This is a genomic window from Alteribacter lacisalsi (assembly GCF_003226345.1).
GTDB lineage: Bacteria > Bacillota > Bacilli > Bacillales > Salisediminibacteriaceae > Alteribacter > Alteribacter lacisalsi.
Genome location: NZ_PDOF01000001.1, coordinates 1,938,988 through 1,962,527, shown reverse-complemented (window position 1 = coordinate 1,962,527; position 23,540 = coordinate 1,938,988). Strand labels below are relative to the sequence as shown.

The 23,540-nt window shown below is 47.9% G+C and carries 19 protein-coding genes; 16 read left to right on the top strand and 3 right to left on the bottom strand.

Annotation, left to right across the window (positions count from 1 at the left end):
- Positions 1-193 precede the first annotated feature (193 nt).
- Together CR205_RS09765 and CR205_RS09760 are read right to left on the bottom strand one after the other, a co-directional pair.
- Positions 194-1,384 (bottom strand): M20 family metallopeptidase, encoded by a 1,191-nt coding sequence (locus tag CR205_RS09765; protein WP_110519045.1) that lies wholly within the window; start codon positions 1,382-1,384, stop codon positions 194-196.
- A 153-nt stretch (positions 1,385-1,537) separates the two neighbouring features.
- A complete protein-coding gene (locus CR205_RS09760; protein ID WP_110519043.1) occupies positions 1,538-2,257 on the bottom strand; it encodes a cytochrome c biogenesis CcdA family protein in 720 nt (239 codons plus the stop codon).
- A gap of 213 nt (positions 2,258-2,470) precedes the next feature.
- Between CR205_RS09760 and CR205_RS09755 the strand changes: the two genes are divergently transcribed.
- The 8 genes from CR205_RS09755 (at position 2,471) to hemY (ending at position 13,598) form a co-directional block, all read left to right on the top strand.
- Positions 2,471-2,980: a type 1 glutamine amidotransferase domain-containing protein gene (locus CR205_RS09755; protein WP_110519041.1), complete on the top strand. Its 510-nt coding sequence runs from the start codon at positions 2,471-2,473 to the stop codon at positions 2,978-2,980.
- 657 nt (positions 2,981-3,637) lie between these two features.
- A complete protein-coding gene (locus CR205_RS09750; protein ID WP_110519811.1) occupies positions 3,638-5,761 on the top strand; it encodes a transglycosylase domain-containing protein in 2,124 nt (707 codons plus the stop codon).
- A 333-nt stretch (positions 5,762-6,094) separates the two neighbouring features.
- Complete coding sequence (locus CR205_RS09740; protein ID WP_110519037.1) at positions 6,095-7,258, top strand: GerAB/ArcD/ProY family transporter; 1,164 nt, start codon at positions 6,095-6,097, stop codon at positions 7,256-7,258.
- Positions 7,259-8,449 carry a Ger(x)C family spore germination protein gene (locus CR205_RS09735; protein ID WP_110519036.1) on the top strand — a complete coding sequence of 397 codons (1,191 nt, stop codon included), beginning with the start codon at positions 7,259-7,261 and terminating at the stop codon, positions 8,447-8,449.
- Positions 8,450-8,477: 28 nt separating this feature from the next.
- A complete protein-coding gene (locus CR205_RS09730; RefSeq protein ID WP_110519034.1) occupies positions 8,478-10,016 on the top strand; it encodes a spore germination protein in 1,539 nt (512 codons plus the stop codon).
- A 178-nt stretch (positions 10,017-10,194) separates the two neighbouring features.
- Positions 10,195-11,232 (top strand): uroporphyrinogen decarboxylase, encoded by a 1,038-nt coding sequence (gene hemE / locus CR205_RS09725; protein WP_110519032.1) that lies wholly within the window; start codon positions 10,195-10,197, stop codon positions 11,230-11,232.
- Positions 11,233-11,256: 24 nt separating this feature from the next.
- Positions 11,257-12,195, top strand: coding sequence for a ferrochelatase (gene hemH, locus CR205_RS09720; protein ID WP_110519030.1), 939 nt, complete (start codon positions 11,257-11,259; stop codon positions 12,193-12,195).
- Positions 12,192-13,598, top strand: a complete 1,407-nt coding sequence (hemY, locus tag CR205_RS09715; protein ID WP_110519028.1) for a protoporphyrinogen oxidase — start codon at positions 12,192-12,194, stop codon at positions 13,596-13,598. Before hemH ends, hemY begins: the two co-directional genes overlap by 4 nt.
- A 274-nt stretch (positions 13,599-13,872) precedes the next feature.
- Here the strand turns inward: hemY and CR205_RS09710 are convergent, their stop codons facing one another.
- A complete protein-coding gene (locus tag CR205_RS09710) occupies positions 13,873-14,841 on the bottom strand; it encodes an agmatinase family protein (RefSeq protein ID WP_110519026.1) in 969 nt (322 codons plus the stop codon).
- Between the two features lie 269 nt (positions 14,842-15,110).
- On the opposite strand from CR205_RS09710, the gene CR205_RS09705 reads away from it, so the two are divergent.
- The 8 genes from CR205_RS09705 (at position 15,111) to CR205_RS09670 (ending at position 23,508) form a co-directional block, all read left to right on the top strand.
- A complete protein-coding gene (locus CR205_RS09705) occupies positions 15,111-16,253 on the top strand; it encodes an ATP-binding protein (protein ID WP_110519024.1) in 1,143 nt (380 codons plus the stop codon).
- Positions 16,254-16,332: 79 nt separating this feature from the next.
- Positions 16,333-16,896, top strand: a complete 564-nt coding sequence (locus tag CR205_RS09700) for a Spo0B C-terminal domain-containing protein (protein WP_110519022.1) — start codon at positions 16,333-16,335, stop codon at positions 16,894-16,896.
- 35 nt (positions 16,897-16,931) lie between these two features.
- Positions 16,932-18,215: a GTPase ObgE gene (gene obgE, locus CR205_RS09695; protein WP_110519809.1), complete on the top strand. Its 1,284-nt coding sequence runs from the start codon at positions 16,932-16,934 to the stop codon at positions 18,213-18,215.
- 75 nt (positions 18,216-18,290) lie between these two features.
- Positions 18,291-18,740 (top strand): ACT domain-containing protein, encoded by a 450-nt coding sequence (locus CR205_RS09690; protein WP_110519020.1) that lies wholly within the window; start codon positions 18,291-18,293, stop codon positions 18,738-18,740.
- Between the two features lie 35 nt (positions 18,741-18,775).
- The gene (gene pheA, locus CR205_RS09685) at positions 18,776-19,657 is read left to right on the top strand and encodes a prephenate dehydratase (protein ID WP_110519018.1); all 882 of its coding nucleotides are present in this window, start codon (positions 18,776-18,778) and stop codon (positions 19,655-19,657) included.
- Positions 19,658-19,902: 245 nt separating this feature from the next.
- The gene (gene safA, locus CR205_RS20795) at positions 19,903-21,357 is read left to right on the top strand and encodes a SafA/ExsA family spore coat assembly protein (RefSeq protein ID WP_110519016.1); all 1,455 of its coding nucleotides are present in this window, start codon (positions 19,903-19,905) and stop codon (positions 21,355-21,357) included.
- 378 nt (positions 21,358-21,735) lie between these two features.
- Entirely contained in the window at positions 21,736-22,671 is a 936-nt protein-coding gene (locus tag CR205_RS09675; protein WP_110519014.1) for a YhcN/YlaJ family sporulation lipoprotein, read from the top strand.
- A gap of 111 nt (positions 22,672-22,782) precedes the next feature.
- Positions 22,783-23,508, top strand: coding sequence for a YebC/PmpR family DNA-binding transcriptional regulator (locus CR205_RS09670; protein WP_110519013.1), 726 nt, complete (start codon positions 22,783-22,785; stop codon positions 23,506-23,508).
- Positions 23,509-23,540 lie beyond the last annotated feature (32 nt).

The following is a 23,540-nucleotide window of genomic DNA, read 5'->3' as shown; positions in this document are numbered from 1 at the left end:
CGTACCGGCTTTTTCTTTAGGCTGTTTTCGGATAGATTGTTGTTTTCTGCGCTACAGGCCGACGCTTTCCGCGGGCAACGCCTCAGCCTCCTATGGTTGCCGAGTCGTATGATGACAGCCGGGTTACACAAAAGACACCAGGATAAACTCCAGGTGTCTTACTTGCAATCAGCAAATCTTTACTTAACCAGCGTTACACACTCACCTTGGCATCTGCTCCGACATACTGCAGCGCCAGTGCTGCCAGGGACTTGCCTGCGATAAGCATGGCGCGCTCATCAAAGTCAAAGTTCGGATGGTGATGAGGGAACGGTTCCTTAACATCAGGGTGCTGGGCGCCTGTAAAGAAAAACGCACCTTTTCTGTGCTGGAGATAATAGCTGAAATCCTCACCGCCCATAATCGGCCTGCGGTGTTCCACTTCTTCTACTGCATCAATTTCAGCCAGAGTGGAAGCAACCAAACGGGCTTCGTCTGCGTGGTTTACAACAGCCGGATAGCCTTTTTCGTAAGTCAGGGAAATTGAGGAACCGGTGCTGAGGGCCGTTCCGTCAGCGATACGCTGGATTTCATCCTTTATGAGCTTCTGGACTGCCGGATCAAATGTCCGCACGGTTCCGATCAGCTTTGCTTTATCTGCAATCACATTAAAAGCATTTTTCGCTTCAAATGATCCGATGCTTACTACAGCGGAATCAAGGGGCGCTGTTCTTCGGCTCACGATCTGCTGAAGGGACTGAACGAGCTGGGAACCAATGACAATAGCGTCTTTCGTGTCGTGGGGTTCGGCTCCGTGTCCGCCTTTTCCCTGTATATCAAGCTCAAAGCGGTCGGCTGCTGCCATAAGCGGGCCTTCGTTGTACTGGATTTTCCCAGTCGGTGCTACGGCCCACAGATGGGTACCGAAAACGACATCCACATCATCCAGACACCCGTCATTAATCATGGCAATGGCCCCGCCGGGAGCCTGTTCCTCGGCATGCTGGTGAATGAATACAATCGTCCCGTGCAGCTCATCTTTCTGTTCGCTCATTGCTTTTGCCAGAACAAGCAGGGTAGCCGTATGGCCGTCGTGACCACAGGCATGCATCACACCGGGTACGGTTGATTTGTACGGCACATCCTTTGCATCCTGAATCGGAAGTGCATCAAAATCCGCACGCAGGGCAACCGTTGGTCCCGGATGGCTTCCTTCAAGGCGGGCGACAACCCCTCTTTTCCCTACATTTTTTCTTACTTCAAGTCCCAGTTTCTCGTGATAGTTTGCAATGTAATGAGGCGTGTGAACTTCCTGAAAGGATAGTTCAGGATACTGGTGCAGATAGCGGCGGATCTCCACCATCTCGTCGTAATAGTTTTCAAGAGCGCTGTAAAGCTGGTTCATCTGAACAGTTCTCCTCTCTTTTTTCGGGAATTTTAAAATGTTCCGACAATGAAGCGGTAAAAAAAAGCCCGCTGATCAGGCGGACCTTTTCGTCCTTAAGTATTGTGTTTATCTTAACACACAACTATCGGGACTTTCATTCATTACGGGGCACTAAAGAATAATATACTGGGCGAGATAACTGGAAATCCGGTTAAACAGGCCGGTAAACAAAAGAATTCCGAACACAATCATTATGATTCCGCTTGTTTTCTGAATCACAGGCAGGTAGCGGTTTACGTTTCTCATTTTGTTGAGCGACTTTGCATAAATCAGGCTGACGATCAGAAAGGGAATTGCCAGTCCCATAGAGTAGATAAACAGCAGAAACATACCGCCCCACAACGACTCTGTAGAAGCTATCGACAAAATGGAGCCGAGTACCAGTCCGATACAGGGGGACCAGGCAGCGGCAAAAAACAGGCCGAACAGTATCGAGCGAAAGAAGCTCGCCGTTTTTTTAGGGCCGTGATAGCGTTTTTCCTTCATTAAAAAAGAGAGGGTAAATACACCTGCCAACTGGAGACCGAATAACACGAGCACTATACCACCTAGTTGTTCGAGCAGAGTCTGGTTGGTCACAAAAAGCCTGCCCACCATTGTGGAAGAGGCTCCGAGAAGCAGGAAAATGGATGTAAAACCGATAATAAAGCCGATACTTCTTGAAAAGATCAGCCTCCGATCAGCCTGAAGCTGGTTGTCGGATATATTGGTGCCGGTAAGCTGGGCGAGATATGCCGGAACGAGAGGGAATACGCATGGTGAAAGAAATGAAACAATTCCGGCAAACAGTGCCAGCCACATGGACAGAAAACTAATTTCTTCGATTGTCATAAGTCAGGTACCTCCTGATGTAAGTGCACAGGTAACCCAAAAACAAACCTGCGGCACTCTCTATCTCCAACACATTATAATTCATATGCACCGGATTTAAAAACCTTGTCACAGGATTGTCTTATTTTAAGCATACACTTTTAAGCCCCCTGTAATGTTTCACGCGGTTTTTTCACGGGTAAAAGGAGGTTAGTTTCGAAGGGAGGAAATAAAATGAGTAAAATTGCATGTGTCATGACCGATATGTTTGAGGATTCGGAGTATACGTCACCAGTCCAGGAATTTGAAGGCGGCGGGCATGAAGTTATGGTGATCGGCCCTGAAGCAGGCAAGGAAGTAACAGGTAAGAACGGTGAAGCGAAGGTGAAAACCGACCTTGCTATTGAAGATGCAAAACCGGAAGATTACGATGCTTTATTTATTCCGGGCGGTTTTTCGCCTGATATCCTCCGGGCCGATGACCGTTTTGTTCATTTTGCCAGGCACTTTATGGATCAGGACAAGCCTGTCTTTGCTATTTGTCACGGACCGCAGCTTCTGATTACCGCTGACGTTTTAAAAGACCGTAAAGTGACCGGTTTTAAATCCATTCACATGGATCTGAAACACGCAGGTGCTGATTTTCAGGATAAAGAGGTTGTGGTCTGCCACAATCTGGTTACGAGCCGGACGCCGGATGATCTGCCGGCATTTAATCGTGAAAGTCTGAAACTGCTGAAGTAAAACCCGATACTTTGTGAAACCGCAGGGGAAACAGCCCCTGCGGTTTTTTTGAGGGCTGAACCGAAGCCGCCGCAGCTGCTTCATGACATAAAGGCTTTTCACGACCGCAGAAGTCTTGCAGCGTATGACCACATCTTCACTGACTTAAAGTGATACTCCTCAAAGAAATGAATGTTCTTTGACGAATCTGCAGTTTTGCCAGCATCTGATGAAACCTTTTCTGGTATTTTGGCGTAATAGACTAAGAAGACATCTGACAGGTACACACTTTTTTCGATAGAAAAGATAAAGCTGTTCTCGAATAGATTGCTGCTTTTCTAAGGCTGTTTTCGGATAGATTGTTGTTTCTGAGCTGCAGGCCGACGCTTTCCGCGTGCAACGCCTCGGTACATGCGTTGAAGCAACTCGCAGCCTATTCGTGATGAAGTTGCTCGTTGTTGCTTTCCCCGCAGGAGTCGCGGCCTTTCGCTGCGAAATTAAAGCTGGTTAAAGCAACAATCTTTACGACAAGAGCAAAAGGTAAAGGGTCTATAAAAGATCATGCAGGCTTTGAAAGACTGTGAGATTACCTGTGAAGGTGCAATAGGGGGGAGCGGCTTGAGAAAAAAGCGCCGGTTGAGAAAAAGGTTTATTTTTACTGCTGTGTTTGCGGCTGTTATGGCTGCCCTCGGCATAACACTTTACATTTCTGTTATTCTGTATGGCAATTATGCGATTGATGATAAAAAGCTGGTCATGCACGAAGCGAGTGTACTGACAGATCATGAAGGAAATGAAATTACGAAACTGTTTGAGGAAAACAGGCAGATTGTGAGTAAGGAAGAAATACCCGAACATGTGAAAGAAGCCTTTATTGCTGTTGAGGACCAGCGTTTTTATCAGCACCAGGGAATTGATTTCCGTGCGATCGGACGGGCCCTGTACAGAGACATTATGGCCGGCAGTGCCGTCGAGGGAGGAAGTACAATTACTCAGCAGCTTGCTAAGAATACATTTCTGGATCATGAAAAGACACTGATGCGGAAGACAAAGGAAGTTCTTATTGCGGTTAATCTCGAGCGCAGGTATTCAAAGGATGACATCCTGGAGATGTACTTGAACCGGATTTACTTTGGTCAGGGTGCGCACGGCATTGAAGCGGCTAGCCGGCTTTATTTTGACAAGTCAGTGGGGGATTTGAACGCAGCCGAAGGGGCTCTTCTTGCGGCGCTTCCAAAGGGACCGAATGCCTACTCACCAATTGAAAACCCGGAACGCAGTAAGAACAGGCGAGATCTTGTCCTTAGTCTGATGGAGCGACAGGGCTACCTCACTGCCGACGAAGCAGTGCGGCTTCAGGGGACGGCAATGCCAACAGCTATGCATAATATTACGGACGATCCAGCCTATCTCACCTATGTGGATCTCGTTCTTGAAGAAGCAGAAGAACGCTATGGTCTTACAAGAGAAGAGGTCCTCCAGGGAGGTTACACGATCGAAGTGCCTATGAATCAGGAACTCCAGCAAATCTCTTATCACAAATTTCAGGATCCCGGTTCTTTTCCGGAAGATGGAACGGAACGTCAGGTGGAAGGAGCCATGGCCATTCTGGATAACAGAACGGGTGGGGCTGCTGCGGTCCAGGGCGGCAGGGATTACGTAAGACAGAGCTTTAACCGCGTGACGGCCAAGCGTCAGCCGGGCTCTGCGTTTAAACCGCCGGCTGTATACGCTCCGGCTCTTGAAACCGGGAACTACCATCCCTTCAGTCTCCTTTCTGACGAAGAAGGAGCAGACTTTAATGGGTACGCCGTTCGAAACGTGAGCGGCATCTATGCAGGTGAAATGACGATGTACGATGCTATGAAGGATTCGGCAAATGTACCTGCGGTGGCGTTGCTTGAAGAGATTGGCATTTTAAGGTCAAAGGCTTATTTGAATGAACAGCAGCTGGACCTTGAAGAAAATGGTCTTGCGATTGCCCTTGGCGGTCTGGATTATGGTGTAAGTGCGCTGGAACTCGCCTCACTCTATATACCGTTTGCTGCAGGCGGAGATTACACTGAGCCGTTCTTTATCACACAAATTACTGACCGGTCAGGTGAGGAGATGGCCGGAAGAGAGACGGTCCGTAACAAAGTGCTATCTGAACAGAGCGCCTGGAGCATGACACGGATGCTTGAAGCCGCTGTAGATGACGGGACTGCCCAGGCAGGTTATTATGCAGGCGGTCTTGCCGGGAAAACCGGAACCACTTCCTTTGAAGGGGTTTCAGGAGGTGTAAGAGATCTCTGGTTTGCCGGGTATACCCCTGAATACACAGGGGCAGTCTGGATGGGATTTGACCGGACGGATGAAGAGCACTACCTGAGTGATACCAGTGCGGTGCCGACAGCTCTCTTTAAATCGGTCCTTCAGGAAGCCTCTGAATCAGGGGTTACGGATGCCCTGGCATTTGAAAAACCTGAAGGGGTGGATGAGGTGGACGAGCCGATTCGGTTTGTTGATATTGGTGATCTGGAGGCTGAACTGACCGTTAGCTGGACCGGTACACATATTGAACTGAACTGGACAAAAAGTGAAGACGAGCGTCTCCATTACAATATTTATGAAGTGGACGGCAGCACTCTCCGTGAAATTGGAACCGTGCAGGGGGAGAACACGTTTACTGTAAAACGAGTCAATCCGTTTTCGAATCACGAATTTGTTGTTGTCCCCTACAGTCCCCAGACAGATCGTGAAGGTCCGGAGTCAAACCGCACACAGGCGAACTGGCGCCTCTTTTCCCAGGAGGCGTCCTGAAACAGGAATGTAAATAGGTTGAGCAAAGGCTCCAGAAGAATCCATTCTTCCGGAGCCTTTTTCTTTTTCATAGAAACAGCAGATCCGGTACAAAATAAGGAAAAACCGGCTGATCACTGGAAGGGGTGGCTTCATGTGGATGTGGCAGACAATACAGGATCGTTTATTCGGCTTTCTTCCTGAAAGAAGTGCGCTGACAATGGCCGTGATTTATTTTGTGGTCTGTTTTGTGTCGCTGAAAATATCGGAAAAGTTGACACACGCGTATTCCCTTCCCTGGCAGAAGCAAGAAAATCAGCGAGTGAGAGAAAAGATCAGAAAGGAGGAATCCGAATGAAAGAGCAGTCGTCCAGTAACTATACGATGTCGCCGTTTGAACTCTCAGTCACTCATATTTCGTTTACGATCGGGGCCGGAATCCTTACTGTCCCAAGGGCGCTTGTATATGTGCTGGAAAGCTCTTTCGGCTGGATTTCCGTTCTTGCATGCGGCATCATCGTTGCCCTCTATGTATGGTTTATGTTTTTGCTGCAGGAAAGGCTTGGAAAAGAAAGTCTGTTTGATTACCTTAAGCGAGTACGTCATTTAAAGTGGGCGGGAAAACTCTTTTCTGTTTTGTTTTTTCTCTACTTTCTTGCTTTTTTCTGCGTTGAAGGACGGATTCTTGCGAATATCGTTCACATTTACCTTCTCGATAAGACACCCCCGGAAGTTGTCTTTCTCATGATGGTCTTTGCTACGACCTATGCCTGCAGTAAAGGGGTGGAAGGCATAGTTCATATCAGTCTGATGTATTTTCCGTTTGTTCTTCTGGTGCTTGGGATCGTGGTTGTTATGAATATCGGGAACTTCGAAATGAATGAACTCCGGCCCTTTGTTGCCGGGGATGTGCTGGCATCCCTGAACATTGTAAGGATGTTCTATTTTTTCCTCGGCTTCGAGATATTCTTCTTTCTGCAGAAGTACGTGAATCCGATTGATCAGACAGGAAAGAAGCAGAAAAAGTACAAGCCACTGCGCACCTATTTGATCGGTGCTGCCGGCATCGTCTTCCTGTACGCCATTATCGTTATTTTCTCCTATGGTGTCCTGACGGTGGAGGCTACGAGAATTATGCCGTTTCCAACGATTGAGCTGTCCAAGGAAGTGGAAGTGCTGGAAGGGCTTATTGAACGCCTGGAGCCGCTGGTGATAGCGATGTGGATTATGACGATCTTTAATACAATGGCGATTCTTCAGTTTATTTCGGCAGACATCTTTCACGCCCAGTGGATTCCTAAGCGAAATGCCAATGTGGTGGCCTTCTTTTTCGGACTTCTGTCATTTCTATTGGCCTTTTATCCGGAATCACTGCCAGAAACGCTCTACTCCGCTTCCTGGATTGGCTATGGCGGGTGGGGCGTTGTAACGCTGTTTCTCATTTTCGGGTTTGCTGCTGTCAGAAAATCGAAGAAGTCCACGAAGAACCCCCCTGCTCAAAAACCGGGGGTGATGTAAGTGGGCCGAATCACAAAACTTGTATTCATGCTTCTCTTTGCTCTGTGTCTGCTTACTTCCTGCTGGGACCGTACTGAAATTGAGGAAATCGGCTTTGTGATTGCTGCAGCTGTAACCACCGCGGAATCGCTAGAAGATGACAGCGAATTTGATATTGGGAATGACAAACTAGCGCTAACCTATCAGGTTGCCATCCCGTCCCGGATGGCCGGCGGCGCGGAGGAAGCACAGGAGGACCGTCCGTTTTACACGGTGAAAACGACGGAGCGGTCCAATTTCGGAGCGAACAGGAACATCCCTTCAAGAAGGTCCAGGCTCATGAATTATGAGCATTTAAAAGTTGTTTTACTTGAGGATGATTTGATTGAAAAAGACCTGCTGAAATACGCACTGGACTTTTTTATCCGTGATCATGAAATGCGACGGAATACGGAAGTTTTCGTAGTAGACGGTGATTCGTCGAACATTCTCAAAGAGGATCGGCCGCCGGACCCTCTCACAGGGCTGGCAATTATGAGTACAGCTGAAAATGAGATACGGGATCTTTCCATGCTGGATATAAAAACGATTTCAGACATTACCAATGCCCTCCTTAACAATAATAATTTCGTTGTACCGCGGCTGACCGAAAGGCAGGGAACGTCATACCGGATCAGGGGAGGCGGCATTTTCAGCGGGGACGGCAAGTTTATGGACTGGCTGGATGATGAAATGACGATCGGGTACAAGCTTCTGGAAGGAAACATGAATAACGGGGTAGTTGAAACAACGCTGAATGATGAGGATGAGAAATTGTTTGTTTTTGAAACCTCCCGGATGACACGTAACATTACGGTGGATACTTCAGGACCGGTACCGTCTTTTCACGTGAATTTAAAAGCAGAGGGGCCGGTAGTGGAAAGCTGGATTGAAGATGAAGATACAGTAAGGCCGGAGTTTCTGAACAAGATGGAAGATGCGGTGGAGGCGTATATGACAGACCACAGCACAAAGACAGCGGTGTTCATGCAGAATGAGCTGTACTTGGATATTTTCGGTCTAATCGAAGAGCTCCGCATTCAGGATCACAGTCTCTGGAAGGAACTGAAAGATGACTGGGACGGACCGGAAGGGATTTTCAGGGAAGTGGACTTTTCCATTTCTGCTGATGTGAAAATCCGTCACTATATGACCAAGGAACGAGTGTTTTAGAGAATACCGGTAAGGAGGGAAAGCTGTCATGTTTAAAAAGCTGTTTCGCAGACTGAACCAGGATCCGGTCAGGGAAAACGATGAATACATGATTGAGATCACAGGTAACCTTGATGAAACGAAGAAAACACTGGATAAAATCATTGCTGAAAGTGACGACGTCGTTGTCCGTGAGTTTAATATTGCGAAAAAGCGCAGGGCAATCATGTATGTGATCGACAGCCTGGCCAACATGCAGACACTGGAAGAGAATATTATCCGTCCACTTATGTACTTCCGCCGGGAACTGCCGGATATTAAAAATGAACAGAAATTTATCGATTCATTAATGGAAGACACTATTCTGTTTAACGAGGTGGAGACCACCGATAACGTTGAGGATGCGGTCCTCGGGTTTATGGCCGGCCAGGCCCTTCTTGCTATTGATGGTGTGCAGACGTTTGTGATCATTGACTCCAGACAGTTTGAACAGCGCGGGCTCCAGGAACCGCCAAGTGAGCTTCTCGTACGGGGACCGCGGGACGGCTTTAATGAGGTCCTGCACACCAATGTGGGGCTGGTCAGAAGGCGTGTGAGAGATCCAAACTTTGTTCTTCAGTTCGGCCAGATCGGGCGCAGATCAAAGCGCGATTTCGCACTGATGTATATTAAAGGCATTGCTGACCCTAAACTGGTGGATGAAATGCGGTACCGGATTTCGTGTATTGACACAGACGACACTGAGGAATCCGGGAATATTGAACAGCTAGTTGAAGACAACGTTCTGTCTCCTTTTCCCCAGGTGCTGAGAACGGAGAGGCCGGATAAAACGGTCAGTTCACTAATGAACGGCGGTATTGCCGTTTCACTGGACGGGACCCCTTTTGCCCTCCTTGCACCGGTAACGTTTCAATTTCTGTTTAAATCACCGGAAGACAATTACGACCGCTGGCAGATCGGCACACTTATCAGGCTGCTCCGTTACGTGGCAGCCTTCATCGCCCTGTTTCTCCCGGCTATCTATATTGCGATGGTTTCCTATCACCAGGGGATGATTCCCACACTGCTTGCCGTGTCGATTGCCGGAACCCGTGAAGGGGTGCCTTTTCCGAGCTTTATTGAAGCGTTTGCCATGGAGTTTACCCTGGAGCTATTAAGGGAAGCGGGAATCAGACTGCCGAACCCGATCGGGCAGACGATCGGGATCGTCGGCGGGCTGGTCATTGGGGATGCTGCTGTAAGAGCCGGGATCGTAAGTCCGATTATGATTATTGTGGTAGCACTCACAGCGATTTCATCTTTTTCCCTGCCGTCCTACAATGTAAGTATTACATTCAGAATGCTCCGGTTTGCCCTGATGATTATTGCAGCCGGTTTCGGTCTTTACGGCATCGTGATCGGGTTTATTTTTATTACCATACATCTTGCCAGCCTGAAAAGCTTCGGCAACTACTATATGAGTCCGTTTGCGCCGTTCCGTCTGAGAGACTGGGGCGATCTGCTATTCCGCGCGCCTCTTTCAGGACAAAAAAAACGCCCGCAGGTCCCAAACACGTATGATGACCAGAAAAGCAACTGGACGAAGTAGTCGATTATTAGCGATTTTATGACAATTGAGCCCCTGAACTGTACATTTTCACAAACGATTAGTATATTTATAAACGACTGTTTATTTCAGTGTGAAGGGAAGGGCCGTCTGTCTGAGGCGGGACTCCCCTTCCTTTCACAGTCCGGAGAAAGAGCTTACATAAGAGAGGTGCTCAAGTATGTTTAACGACCGGCTTTTAAAAGCGGCCAGAAAAGAAGCGGTGGACCACGTCCCCGTTTGGTATATGAGGCAGGCGGGACGTTCCCAGCCTGAATATCGTAAAATCAAGGAAAAATACTCCCTGGAGGAAATTACGCAGCAGCCTGAGCTGTGCGCGTGGGTAACAAAGCTGCCTGTTGATCAGTACAGCAATGATGCTGCCATCCTGTATAAGGATATTATGACCCCGCTGCCGGCTATTGGTGTGGATGTGGAAATTAAAAAAGGGATCGGCCCGGTGATTGATAACCCGCTCCGCTCAGGCAGCGATGTGGAAAAACTCGGAGAACTGAACCCGGAACAGGACGTCCCTTTCGTACTGGAAACGATCGGTATCCTGAGGGAACAGCTGAATGTACCTCTGATCGGCTTCAGCGGGGCACCGTTTACCCTGTCAAGCTATATGATTGAGGGCGGTCCTTCCAAGAATTATAATAAGACAAAAGCAATGATGTATTCCGAGCCGGAAGCCTGGTTTAAATTAATGGACAAGCTCGGGGACATGGTGATCACCTACACGAAAGCCCAGGTGGCAGCAGGCGCCCAGGCTATTCAGATCTTTGATTCGTGGGTTGGGGCACTCAGTGCGGCAGACTACCGGACATACGTGAAGCCTGTCATGAATCGGATCTTCTCGGAAGTGAAGAAAGAAACCGGAGTGCCGCTTATTACGTTCGGAGTCGGTGCCCGTCATCTCACAAAAGACTGGCATGAACTTCCAGTTGACGTTGTCGGTCTCGACTGGCGCTATCCAATCGGAGAAGCAAGAGCGGACGGCATTACGAAAACCGTTCAGGGGAACCTCGATCCAACGATTCTTCTCGCGCCATGGGACGTTATTGAAACCCGTGCGAAGGAAGTACTCGACCAGGGACTGGAGCAGCCCGGCTTTATTTTCAACCTTGGACACGGTGTGTTCCCAGAAATCAAGCCGGAAACACTTCAGCGTCTTACTGCTTTTGTACACGATTACTCAAGAGAAAAGCTGACTAAATAATTCTCTAATCCGGAGGGGTAAAAGATGAAGGAAAAATACGGATTGCTCGTTATGGCCTATGGTACGCCCCGAAGCCTCGATGAAGTGGAGCCTTATTACACGCACATCCGCCGCGGACGTAAGCCATCCGAAGAGGCCCTTAACGATCTGATTGAACGTTACGAGGCGATTGGAGGCATTTCTCCGCTTGCCGGAATTACAACCGAACAGACTGAAAAACTCGAAGCGGAACTGAACCGCCGTTTTGACGACCGTGAATTCAAAGCCTATCAGGGTTTGAAGCACATCGATCCGTTTATTGAAGATGCGGTGCATCAGATGAAGGAAGATGGCATAAAACAGGCAGCAAGTATTGTTCTTGCACCTCACTACTCCACATTCAGTGTTAAATCCTATAATGGACGTGCCAAGGAAGAATCTGCATCCATTGACGGCCCTGAAATTACAAGTGTGGACAGCTGGTACGATGAACCGAAATTCATTGATTACTGGTCAAAGCAGGTCGAAAAAACGATTGCCGGTATGCCCGAAGCAGAACGTGAAAAGGCTGTGGTTATTTTTTCTGCACACAGTCTTCCGGAGAAAATCCTCAAGAACGGGGATCCATATCCGCAGCAGCTTGAAGACACAGCGAAACTTATTGCTGAGCAGGCTGGTGTGAAGAATTATGCCATCGGCTGGCAGAGTGAAGGCAATACGCCGGATCCGTGGATCGGTCCGGACGTACAGGATCTCACCCGGGATCTCCACAAAGAGCACGGATACGAATCTTTTGTGTACTGCCCGGTCGGATTTGTTGCTGACCACCTTGAGGTACTATACGACAACGATTACGAGTGTAAAGTTGTTACAGACGAACTCGGCCTGAACTACTACCGTCCGGAAATGCCGAACGCAAAAGACGAGTTTATTGACTGTCTGGCAACAGTAGTCGAGAAAAAGCTGAAGGACGAAGGCAAATGAGCCTGAAAATTGCAGTAATTGGAGGCGGCATTACTGGACTCAGTGCCGCCTTTTTTGCTGACAGTAAAATCAGGGAAAGCGGCCTTGACGCCGAGTATGTCCTTTTTGAAGCTGATAACAGGCTGGGCGGTAAAATCAGTACCGATCACACGGACGGGTTTGTGATTGAGAATGGACCCGACTCATTTCTCGCGCGGAAAAAAAGCGCGGCGGAGCTTGGTGGGAGTGTGGGCTTAAACGACACACTTGTTTACAATAACGCCACAAGTGCGTTTATTTATAACAGCGGCAGTTTATATCCTATGCCGGGCGGTGCGATTATGGGCATTCCTACTCAGTGGAGTCCATTTCTCGCCACTGGTCTGCTGAGTCCAAAGGCAAAACTGCGGGCTGCCGCGGATCTTGTTCTGCCGAGGACGAAAAAAGGGGAAGGTGACCGCTCCCTTGGGGAATTCTTCAGAAGCCGTTTAGGCGATGAAGTCGTTGACCGTTTGATTGAGCCGCTTCTTTCCGGAATTTACGCGGGTGATATTAACGATATAAGCCTGGAAGCAACCTTTCCGCAATTTCAGAAAATGGAAGACAAACACCGCAGTCTCATCCTGGGAATGAAATCATCACTTGCGAAAGGGCCGGGCGAAAGCAGCGGGAAGGCGGTTAAAAAGCGGGGAATGTTTCAAACATACACAGGCGGTCTTGACTCGCTCGTGGAAGCTGTCTCAGGAGAACTGCGTAAAGGAGCTGTGAGAACGGGAACGGCTGTGAAGCAGATTGAAAAGCACGGTGAGGAATACCTGCTTCGTTTTCATGATGGAACTGAGGAAGCTTTTGACCGGGTAATTGTAACAACACCGCATCATGTAACCGCGTCGCTTTTTGGTGACGATCCTGGATTAGCATTTCTCAGGGATATGACTGCGACTTCTGTCGCTACAGTAGCGATGGCATTCGATGAATCAGCTGTAAAGGAAGATATTGAAGGAACCGGCTTCCTTGTGCCAAAAGGGAACGGCTTTACCATTACAGCTTGCACATGGACGCATAAAAAGTGGAACCATACTGCTCCGGACGGGAAGATCTTGCTTAGAGCGTATGTGGGACGGCCGGGTGAAGAAGAGATCGTTGACCAGACTGACGATGAAATCATTGATGTGGTTCTTCAGGATCTGAACCGGATTATGAAGCTCGACGGCAAGCCCGCCTTCCACAGAATTACACGCTGGTACGACTCCATGCCTCAATACCGTGTGGGTCATAAACAGAGAGTTACGGAACTTAAAGAGCATCTGTGCTCAAAGTGGTCCGGTGTTTTTGTAGCCGGTGCCTCAATCGAAGGTATCGGGCTGCCGGACTGTATTGATCAGGGAAAAAAGGCAGCGGAAGAAGCTTTGTCAGCAGACTGATTTAAAAATATGACCGTTTAACCTCTTCGGTACTGAGCCGGGGAGGTTTTTAATTGTATTTCGGACATGTTCTTGTTTTCAGGGGAGTAGGACCACTGAACCGGAAACGAACAAAAAAATACCGTACGCGATAGATATGTATCACGTACGGCTCCTTACAGGGAGAGGAAATATGAGAAAGTGGGGGAGTTATATTTAATAAGTACCCGGGACAGGCAATGTTAAACCACTTTTGCAAACTTTTTTTTAATTTTTTCAAGCTGGTTTCCGGAGCTTATTTAGTACTTGTTTCTGCTTTGCCCTGACGGACAGCTTCGCCTGCCAGTGCATAGAGGATTACCCAGGAAGCAAAGTGAGAACTGAAATCCGTTTCGTCCTGCTGGGGATAGACTTCCACAAAGTCCATGCCGCATATACCGCGTTTTGCTACTTCATGCACAATGGTCAGCAGTTCATATGAAGTAAGACCGTTCCCATCTGCAGGTCCTCCGGGATTATAAGCATGATCGAGTACGTCTGAACAGATGCTGAGATAAACGACGTCAGTATCCTTTGCTGCAATATCATACACCTCATTAGCAAATTTCCGAAGATCTTTTGCTTCACGAACATCATTAACTGTCAGCGTCGTTGCGCCTACTTCCTTTGCAAGACGTCCATTTTCCGGTTTGTTGCGAGGGCCGTGGATACCCAGGTGAACGAGACTTTCATTGCGGACCCCATCTGTTTCGTACAGGCGGCAAAATGGTGACCCGCGGCCGTAAGGGTCGCCTACCGAGTGCTCATTGTTGTCATAGTGGGCGTCCATGTGAATAATCCCGACTTTTTTGCCGCTCTGCTTCGTCAGTGACTCGATAATGGGATAAGTAATCCCGTGATCACCGCCGAGTGCGATTGGGAATTTACCGGTCTCCCAGATTCTTTTGGCAAAGCTTGCGATTTTCTGTTTTGTATCCTCGGGTTCTGCAGGCGTAACAGCAACATCGCCCATATCACCGAGTTTCAGGTGTTCAAATACATCAATATGGTTCAGTTCCGGGATGTATCCGCTGTAACGGCCGGAGGAAAGGCGTATTACTTTCGGACCGAGTTCACAGCCTGTGTAATCTCCCCACGTGACTGCTCCTTCCCAGGGGACGCCGTAAATAATGGCGTCGACTTCGCTGGATGCCTGAGGTGATTTCACAAGGTTCTCTGCTTTCAGAAAACAAGGTGTGTTACCGTAAATCATTTCTTCTGACATATGTAAAACCTCCTTCAGTGTCATGATTTTATTATTTTCCCTGACTCCCGCAGGTAAAAACCTTAAATAATACTTTAATATTATGTTTTTAATACAGATATCTCATCCTGAGCCTGAGCAAACAGCGATTTTTGTCACAGAAAACAGAAGTTTAGCGAAACTGTACTTTTTTTATCGAAGGCATCAGTCATTTGTCGGGAAATTCATTAAGACAATCAGAGTAATATCACTTATACTTAGTAAAGGTAAAAAAAACGAGGGGAAAAGCTATGGGTGCAAAATGCAAAAACACAAAATCCGTTGTCCTGCTGCTTGCTCGCGAGAAAAGAGCCATTATTGAATCTGTACTGACAAAATTACCTTATTACCGGGAAGCTACCTCCAATAGAATTACCTTTAAATTAACTGAACTTTTTGACTCTATGCTGGAATATTTTGCAGACGGAACGACCTCCGGCCTAAGCAGATTCGGTAAGGATCTGGCTTCATTTAAAGAAGAGGAAAACGTAAACGTCGAGGTTCTCCTACAGTCGTTTGATGAAACCCGGCTTACAGTAGCCGGCTATATAAAAGCTTTGCCGCTCACGGCAGAAGAAATGAGCGATTCTCTGGCTTGCCTGAACGAATATTTCCTTGAAATGCAGCGTCATACTTGGGTGCACTCTGCTTATCTGACAAACAGGGAGATTCAGAGAAGAGATGAACTGCTTCATTCACTCGAGGAAGACAGGATGGAAATTCTCGGGCGAATCTCAACGAGCTTTGCCCACGAGTTCCGGAACCCACTTACTTCTATAAAAGGGTTCGTGCAGCTGCTCGAACGGAGAATTCCCGAAAACCTTCAGGAAAAAGCATATATTGATTTTATAAACCAGGAAATTGAAGGACTCGAGGAAAATGTCAATCAGTTTCTGATGCTTTCAAATACAAAGAACCACCAGGATGTGCTGGCAGGGCCGATTATGCTGCATCATCTGCTCTTAACCGTAACAGAGGCCTTCAGACCGGTCTGTTCAGAGAATGACATTAATATTACGCTGGAGATTCGTGACGCGCTGGTAACGAACGGCTCTGAGGAGCAGCTCCGGCTGGCCGTAATGAAAATCATTCATAACGCGGTTGACGCTCTGATGTATGTTACACATGAACGGAATATTCACATTCAGGCAAAACATGAAAACGGGCGCAATAGCATAATTGTTGCAAACAATGGACCTGAAATTCCGGAATACCTTCTTGAAACAATATTTGAACCCTTTGTAAGTACAAAAGAACTTGGAAAAGGGCTTGGTCTTAGTGTGTGCAAACAAATTATCGAAAAACATGAAGGGCAGCTCTATTGTAGATCGGAAGATTGCAAAACGGTGTTTGAAGTATCTCTGCCGGATTACTCAGGATCTGCTGTATTATAAAAAAACGTGCGTTTTATTTCCTTATTGTGCTATGATGAAATATAGTCTGCTTAGAACGGTTGTATGAAGGGGATCACGTGTGAACTGGAGTGTTGTTTTTGTGACTAAAGAGTGGGAGCCGGTCGATCTGCTTCGGCACTATCGTCATGACTGGCTAAATCAAATGCAGTTGATAAAAGGGAACCTGGCGCTGGGCAAAATTGAGCGGGTGGAAACACTCCTTGAGGATATTATCATTCAGTCCAAAAACGAAGCAAAGCTCTCAAATATGGAGGGGAAAACCCTGGCCGAAAAGCTGCTCACGTTTAACTGGGAACCGCATGATTTCCACCTTAACTTTGAAGTGATTTCAGAACCGTCCGGCTTCAGCCGGAATGAACCGGCCATTCTTAAGGTTTCCGAGCGTTTATTTGCGTGGTTTGACCGCCAGTGCCAGACGGGGGCGGACAACCACCTTCTTTTTGTTATCAATTCAGATAACGGGAAACCTGTGATTGAGTTTGATTTTCAGGGCAAACTGAATCTGGATGCTTTTTCAATTGAGGAAATCGAACAGATGTCAGCCGGCCTTCCGAACGTGTATATGAAAGAAGTGGAACTGGGAAATCATGAGTGCTTCATCAGAATTCATTTTTCAGACTGAGCAGGAACAGGGAAAAAAACAGAGGTGAAAGACACATGTTTGTAGATAAAGTAAAGATTTATGTGAAAGCCGGAGACGGTGGAAACGGCCTTGTAGCCTACCGCCGGGAGAAATATGTTCCGGACGGAGGACCAGCAGGAGGCGATGGGGGCCGCGGCGCTGATGTTATTTTTGTCGTGGATGAAGGCCTGCGTACGCTTATGGACTTTCGTTACCAGCGTCACTTTAAAGCTGAGCGCGGAGAAAATGGACGTCCTAAAAATCAGCATGGACGCGGCGGAAAAGAGATGGTTGTCCGGGTACCTCCGGGCACGACCGTAGTTGACGAAGATACAGGCAAAGTTGTTGCTGATTTAACCGATGAGGGGCAGCGCCACGTTGTTGTGAAAGGCGGCCGTGGCGGCCGTGGCAACTCTCGTTTTGCCACACCGGCAAACCCTGCCCCGGAACACGCTGAAAACGGGCAGCCAGGCGAAGAACGTAATTTAACTCTTGAGTTGAAACTTCTCGCTGATGCCGGTCTCGTTGGTTTTCCAAGCGTAGGGAAAAGTACGCTTCTCAGCGTTGTTTCTGCAGCAAGACCTAAAATTGCCGATTATCATTTCACAACCCTCGCACCCAATCTCGGAGTAGTTGAAACCGAAGACAGCCGCAGTTTTGTGATGGCTGATCTTCCTGGTCTGATCGAAGGTGCACACGCCGGTGTCGGACTCGGCCATCAGTTTCTCCGCCACATTGAGCGCACGAGAGTAATTGTGCATGTGATCGATATGAGCGGTCTTGAAGGACGGGATCCGTATGAAGACTATGTGACGATTAATGAAGAACTGAAGCAGTACAAGATGCGTCTCACAGAGCGTCCGCAGCTTGTGGTCGCCAATAAAATGGACATCCCCGAATCAAAAGAAAACCTCAAGGTTTTCCGAGACAAAGTAGGCGATGATGTAACTATTTTTCCAATTTCCGCGGTCACAAAACAAGGTCTGAGAGACCTGCTTCACGCTGTTGCGGATAAGGTGGAAACAACAGGAGAGTTCCCGCTTTATGATGAAGAAGAAAAAGAACAGCGCGTACTATATAAATTTGAAAAAGCGGAGGTACCGTTTACGATATCCCGTGATGATGATGGTGCCTGGGTTATTGAAGGTGCCGATATCGAAATGGCCTTTAAAATGACCGACTTTAACCGTGACGACTCTGTACGCCGGTTTGCCCGTAAGATGCGTCATATGGGGATCGATGAAGCTCTCAGAGAAAGAGGAGCCGAGCATGGCGATACGGTCCGGATTATGCGTTATGAATTTGAATTTGTGGAATAAAAGGGGGAGGGCTGCGCTTTTGGCGAGCCCTTTTCTGTATCTGTCATAAAACGTGAATGAAGGCGGTGACATAATATGAAACGGAGAACAGATCAGTTTTATCTTGTTAGGGAGGATATGCTCCCTGAAGCTATGCTGAAAACAGTTGAGGCTAAAAAGCTTCTGGAGAGTGGCAAAGTGGAAAAAGTAAGTGAAGCTGCTCATGAAGTGGATATGAGCCGCAGTGCATTTTACAAGTACAAAGACGGAATTTTTCCCTTTCATACAATGGTTAAGGAGAAAATCATTACACTATCCATTCATCTTGAGGACCAGTCCGGTGCATTATCCCGGCTGCTGGCCATTATTGCGGAAGAAGGCGGCAATGTCCTGACAATTAACCAGACAATACCCCTTCAGGGAAGAGCAACCCTTACAATTTCGATTGAAACGGCAGCGATGACAACGAATATTAACAGACTTGTACAAAAAGTAGAATCCCTTGAGCCGGTTGAACGTGTTGAAGTGATTGGTTCAGGGACGTAAATACGAAGAAACAGATACAAAGGCTGGTGCATGCGATGAAGGTTGGCTACTTGGGGCCTGCGGGCTCGTTTACTCACACGGCCGTCCGGGCACTATATCCGGACGCCGTTCTTAAGGATTATAAATCAATTCCCGATACAATTGACGCTGTTAAAAATGAGGAAACAGATGCTGCACTGGTTCCACTCGAAAATACAATCGAAGGCTCTGTGAATTTGACGCTTGATTATCTGATTCATCACGAGCGGCTTCCGATTATTAAAGAACTTACCATTCCAATCCGTCAGCACTTGCTTGTGCATCCTCTGCTGAAAGACAGCTGGCAAGATAAAGTGAAGGTGATTTTTTCCCATCCGCACGCCATTTCACAGTGTCACTTGTTCATCAGAGAACACATGCCGCATGCAAGGGTTGAATACGCTGGATCCACTGCGGCGGCTGCTGAATACGCATCTTCACACCCTGATGAAGCTGTGGCAGCCATTGCGAATGCCGGAGCTGCCGAACTGTATGGTCTCCACACGGCAAGTAATGATATTAATGATTATGTGAATAACCACACGCGCTTCGTTGCCCTCGGTAAAAATCAGGGCACAACATTGGCAGAGCTAAAGGAGCTTAAAGGAACTGGTTCAAAAACAACCGTTGTGATCACGCTCCCTGAAGATCATTCTGGAGCATTGCATCAGGTTCTTTCGGCTTTTGCCTGGCGTCGACTAAACCTTACAAAAATTGAATCCAGGCCGATGAAAACAGGTCTTGGCAACTATCTTTTTATTATCGACATCAGCAGAGAAATGGATGATGTGCTTCTTCCCGGGGCTATAAAGGAAATAGAAGCGCTCGGATGCGGCGTTTCCATTCTCGGCAGCTATCCATGTTTTTTACTTGAAGAAAAGAAACCCTTTCCTGAATAAGGAGAGGGTTTTGGGCTTTTATTTAAGCTTTTTTCGGCTGGATTGCTGCTTTGCGATAAATTATTTTGAAGCCAAAAAGCAATAACCGAAGACCCTTGATTTAATTTCACCTGTATATTCAGTATTCTACAACCCGCCTGTTAAACATAAACTAAGGGGAAAGCGTCTGTTCGGTTCTCCATGGTGACCATTCGCCTATGCGTGCATAGGATGGTAAAGAATATGTTTGGGAGGGATCCGAGAAAGTGAAAATACACATTGTACAGAAAGGCGATACGCTCTGGAAGCTGGCTCAGAAATACGGCGTAAACTTCGATGAGTTGAAAAAAGCCAACAATCATTTGAGCAATCCTGATCTGATTATGCCTGGAATGAAGATCAAAGTTCCTTCCGGCAGTGTGCAGGCAAAGAAAGAACAGCCGGTTGTTGGTGCTGCTAAGGAAATGCCGGTGGCAAAAGAGGCGCCTAAGGAAATGCCGAAAGAGCAGCCTAAAGAAGCGCCAGTGGAGCCTCTTGCAGAAGAGCCTAAACCGGTAAAAGAAGCTGCTAAGCCTCCTGTTAAGCTTCAGCAGAAGTTAAACTTTAACTTTTACAAGCAAAAAGAAGAGCCGAAGAAGGAAGCACCTAAAGCGGCAGCACCTCCAAAAATGCCGAAGCCTAAGCAGGAACCAAAAGCGGCACCAAAGCAAGAGCCAAAGGCGGCGCCGAAACAGGAACCGAAAGCGGCACCAAAGCAGCAGCCGAAGCAGGTTCAGGGGATGCAGCAGCCAAAACAGCAGCCCAAAGCAGCACCGAAACAGCAGCCGAAGCAGCAGCCTAAAATGCAGCCTAAATCCCAGGTCGGCGGTCAGCAGGCGAAACCGAACCAGATGATGGGCGGGCAAGTCATGGGTGCACAGGCGAACCAGATGATGGGAGCGGGTGCAGGTGCTGTTATGGGTACGCAAATGCAGCCAAATCAAATGATGCCTCAGCAGCAGGTTATGGGTACGCAAATGCAGCCGAACATGATGATGCCAAATCAGATGATGCCGCAGCAGGTCATGGGTGCTCAAATGCAGCCAAACATGATGATGCCAAACCAGATGATGCCGCAGCAGGTGATGGGACAGCAGATGCAACCGTGCTATTATCCAGTCAGCCCTGTTATGCCAGGGTGTGCCTGTCAGCAGCAGTACGGTATGAATGGTCAGGTCATGGGTACGCAGATGCAGCCAAACATGATGATGCCTCAGGTTATGGGTACTCAGATGGATCCGAATATGATGATGCCTCAAGTTATGGGTACTCAGATGGATCCGAATATGATGATGCCTCAGGTTATGGGTACTCAAATGGACCCGAACCAAATGATGCCAAACGTTATGGGCGCGCAGATGATGCCGAACATGATGATGGATGAGAGTATAATGACCAACCATGATGAACTAATGATGGATGACGATTTTGATAATGACTTCGATATGGATCAGCTGGATAGTATGTACCAGCCTGGGGACATGGCGCACATGTTCGGTGACCTGACGGAGCAGCAGTTTCAGCCTGGACAGATGCAGCAGTTTATGCATACACCGGCTGGGGCTGGTTCCTATGGCCAAGGTATGATGCGGGCATCACATCCGGCATGGCCAATGTATTATCCGTATCAGGCACCTAACTATTACCCTGCCGCTGTTCATGGAGAAGACGACGAGCAGTAAAGAAAAGGACCGGATCCCTTGAAGGGGTATCCGGTTTTTTCTGTTTTTTAATGCTGTATTCGAAAAGAGTGTTGCTATTGACTAAGATTTATTTCATAGCGAAAGGCCGCGACTCCAGCGGGAACAGCAACAGTCGAAGACCCCGCAGGGTGAATTTCCCGAGGAGGCTGAGGCGTTGCCCGCGGAAAGCGTCGGCCTGTAGCGCAGAAAACAACAATGTTTACGAAATGAGCTTTTTTAAAAGAGACACCCATACTCTATAAAGGGACAGGCAAGATGGTGGCAGCTTCCGCAAAGAAAGGGTTTGCTTCCTTTAAGTAACAGTCATCATTTCCTTCCTCAAACCGCATCCTAAGATGTGAAAGGAGGGAAATAAATATGAAGAAATGGTTACTAAGCGTATCTGCTGCCATGATGCTTGTCGCTGGTTTAACCGGCTGCGGCGGAAACATGGACGAAGGAGATGGCGATCAGGAAGGCTTCTTTACAAACCAGTCACGTAAATATAACAATTACGGACGTGAAGATGCAGGCTTTCTGAACAGACATCCTGGTGAAGGTGCAACCGGCAGTTATTACGGTCAGGGCTACGGGAAAAACCGCGGCCGTGAAACGGAGAGCTACGGTGCACGTGGTTCCAATTACGGCAATCCAATGACCGGATACCAAACTCGAGCCAGAGGAGCACACAAAGGATCTGAATTCCGCAGACAGACAACGGGATTTGGGGATCGTGCCCGTATGTTTGAGCCTAATGCACAAAGACGCAACCGTGCAATGGGAACAAACGGATATGGTCTTGGCAGAGGCATTACAGGTGACGACCGTCCCGGAATGGTTGACGGAAATGGGATCCTGAACCGCTTTGACCCGAGAGGAAGCCGTCCGGCAGGGTATGACAATCAACAGCGTTATAACATGCGTGCCAAATCCGGACGTATGACCGGGCACAACTACTCCGGTTATTATAACGGTGAAGATGGGCATCGGGCACGCCGCCTTGCGAACCGGATCGAAAGAATGGACAACGTTGAAAACTGCCGTGTCATTATGAACGGTAACGATGTCATGGTAGGTCTGGAAGCAAGCGGTGACAGCAAACGTACTGAGCACAATGTCCGCAAGATGATCGGTCAGATGAACGGCGATTATGATGTTTATGTGACAACAGATCGAGAACATCTTGATACCATGCGTGCGATGGATGACCGTCTGCGTGCAGGCGAACCGTTTGAAGAAATCGGCGCTACATTTACAGACATGGCAAATGATCTTGGCCGTGCCGTACAGCGTCCGTTTACTCGGTCACGCTAACTCATAATATGGAATTAAGGCAGGTTACTCCGGTAACCTGCCTTATCTTATGCTGCTTTGTTCAGGCGTTGGTATGTTATAGTAAAACTGAATCGAAAGGGGGAAAAGTATTTGGCTGGACATTCGAAGTGGTCAAACATAAAACATAGAAAAGGCCGTCAGGATGCAAAAAAAGCGAAAGTCTTTACACATATTTCAAAAGAGATCTTTGCTGCAGTTCGTGAAAGCGGGAGTGACCCGAAAACAAATAGTAAGCTGAAAGCAGCGTTCGCTAAAGCCAAAGAAGCGAACATGCCGAATGAAAATATAGACCGTACTATGAAGAAGGCATCCGGAAATCTGGACGGCGTTACATACGAAACGATTACATACGAAGGATACGGACCTCATGGCTCAGCTGTTTATGTGGAGGCGCTGACAAACAATCGCAATCGCACAGCAGCGGAAGTGAGGCTCGCGTTTAATAAAAATGGAGGCAGCCTCGGGGAGAGCGGCTGCGTAGCCTATATGTTTAACCGCGCAGGGCTGCTCGTTTTTGAGGATCCCGTTGAGGCAGAGGACTTAACCCTTGCGGCGATTGATGCAGGTGCGGAGGATGTGGCAGAATATGCCTCTCAAATTGAGGTGATCACATCCCCTGAAAACCTTGACTCTGTTAAAGGAGCCCTTGCAGCGGCCGGTTTTGAAACAGACGATGCCGATACAGCTATGGTTCCGAACGTTAAAACCGTCCTTTCCGAAGAGCAGGCAGAGGAAGTCCTCGTGCTGATTGAGGTCCTTGAAGATAACGAGGATGTAGAAGCGGTTTACCATAATCTTGCACCTGAAAATGATTAAATGGTTAAAAATCCCCTGATCTGGTAACAATG

What these genes read in the sequence shown, in the direction of transcription:
- CR205_RS09765 (WP_110519045.1), bottom strand. Translation starts at nt 1,384, where the DNA reads ATGAACCAGCTTTACAGCGCTCTTGAAAACTATTACGACGAGATGGTG.
- CR205_RS09760 (WP_110519043.1), bottom strand. Translation starts at nt 2,257, where the DNA reads ATGACAATCGAAGAAATTAGTTTTCTGTCCATGTGGCTGGCACTGTTT.
- CR205_RS09755 (WP_110519041.1), top strand. Translation starts at nt 2,471, where the DNA reads ATGAGTAAAATTGCATGTGTCATGACCGATATGTTTGAGGATTCGGAG.
- CR205_RS09750 (WP_110519811.1), top strand. Translation starts at nt 3,638, where the DNA reads ATGGCTGCCCTCGGCATAACACTTTACATTTCTGTTATTCTGTATGGC.
- CR205_RS09740 (WP_110519037.1), top strand. Translation starts at nt 6,095, where the DNA reads ATGAAAGAGCAGTCGTCCAGTAACTATACGATGTCGCCGTTTGAACTC.
- CR205_RS09730 (WP_110519034.1), top strand. Translation starts at nt 8,478, where the DNA reads ATGTTTAAAAAGCTGTTTCGCAGACTGAACCAGGATCCGGTCAGGGAA.
- hemE (WP_110519032.1), top strand. Translation starts at nt 10,195, where the DNA reads ATGTTTAACGACCGGCTTTTAAAAGCGGCCAGAAAAGAAGCGGTGGAC.
- hemH (WP_110519030.1), top strand. Translation starts at nt 11,257, where the DNA reads ATGAAGGAAAAATACGGATTGCTCGTTATGGCCTATGGTACGCCCCGA.
- hemY (WP_110519028.1), top strand. Translation starts at nt 12,192, where the DNA reads ATGAGCCTGAAAATTGCAGTAATTGGAGGCGGCATTACTGGACTCAGT.
- CR205_RS09710 (WP_110519026.1), bottom strand. Translation starts at nt 14,841, where the DNA reads ATGTCAGAAGAAATGATTTACGGTAACACACCTTGTTTTCTGAAAGCA.
- CR205_RS09705 (WP_110519024.1), top strand. Translation starts at nt 15,111, where the DNA reads ATGGGTGCAAAATGCAAAAACACAAAATCCGTTGTCCTGCTGCTTGCT.
- obgE (WP_110519809.1), top strand. Translation starts at nt 16,932, where the DNA reads ATGTTTGTAGATAAAGTAAAGATTTATGTGAAAGCCGGAGACGGTGGA.
- CR205_RS09690 (WP_110519020.1), top strand. Translation starts at nt 18,291, where the DNA reads ATGAAACGGAGAACAGATCAGTTTTATCTTGTTAGGGAGGATATGCTC.
- pheA (WP_110519018.1), top strand. Translation starts at nt 18,776, where the DNA reads ATGAAGGTTGGCTACTTGGGGCCTGCGGGCTCGTTTACTCACACGGCC.
- CR205_RS09675 (WP_110519014.1), top strand. Translation starts at nt 21,736, where the DNA reads ATGAAGAAATGGTTACTAAGCGTATCTGCTGCCATGATGCTTGTCGCT.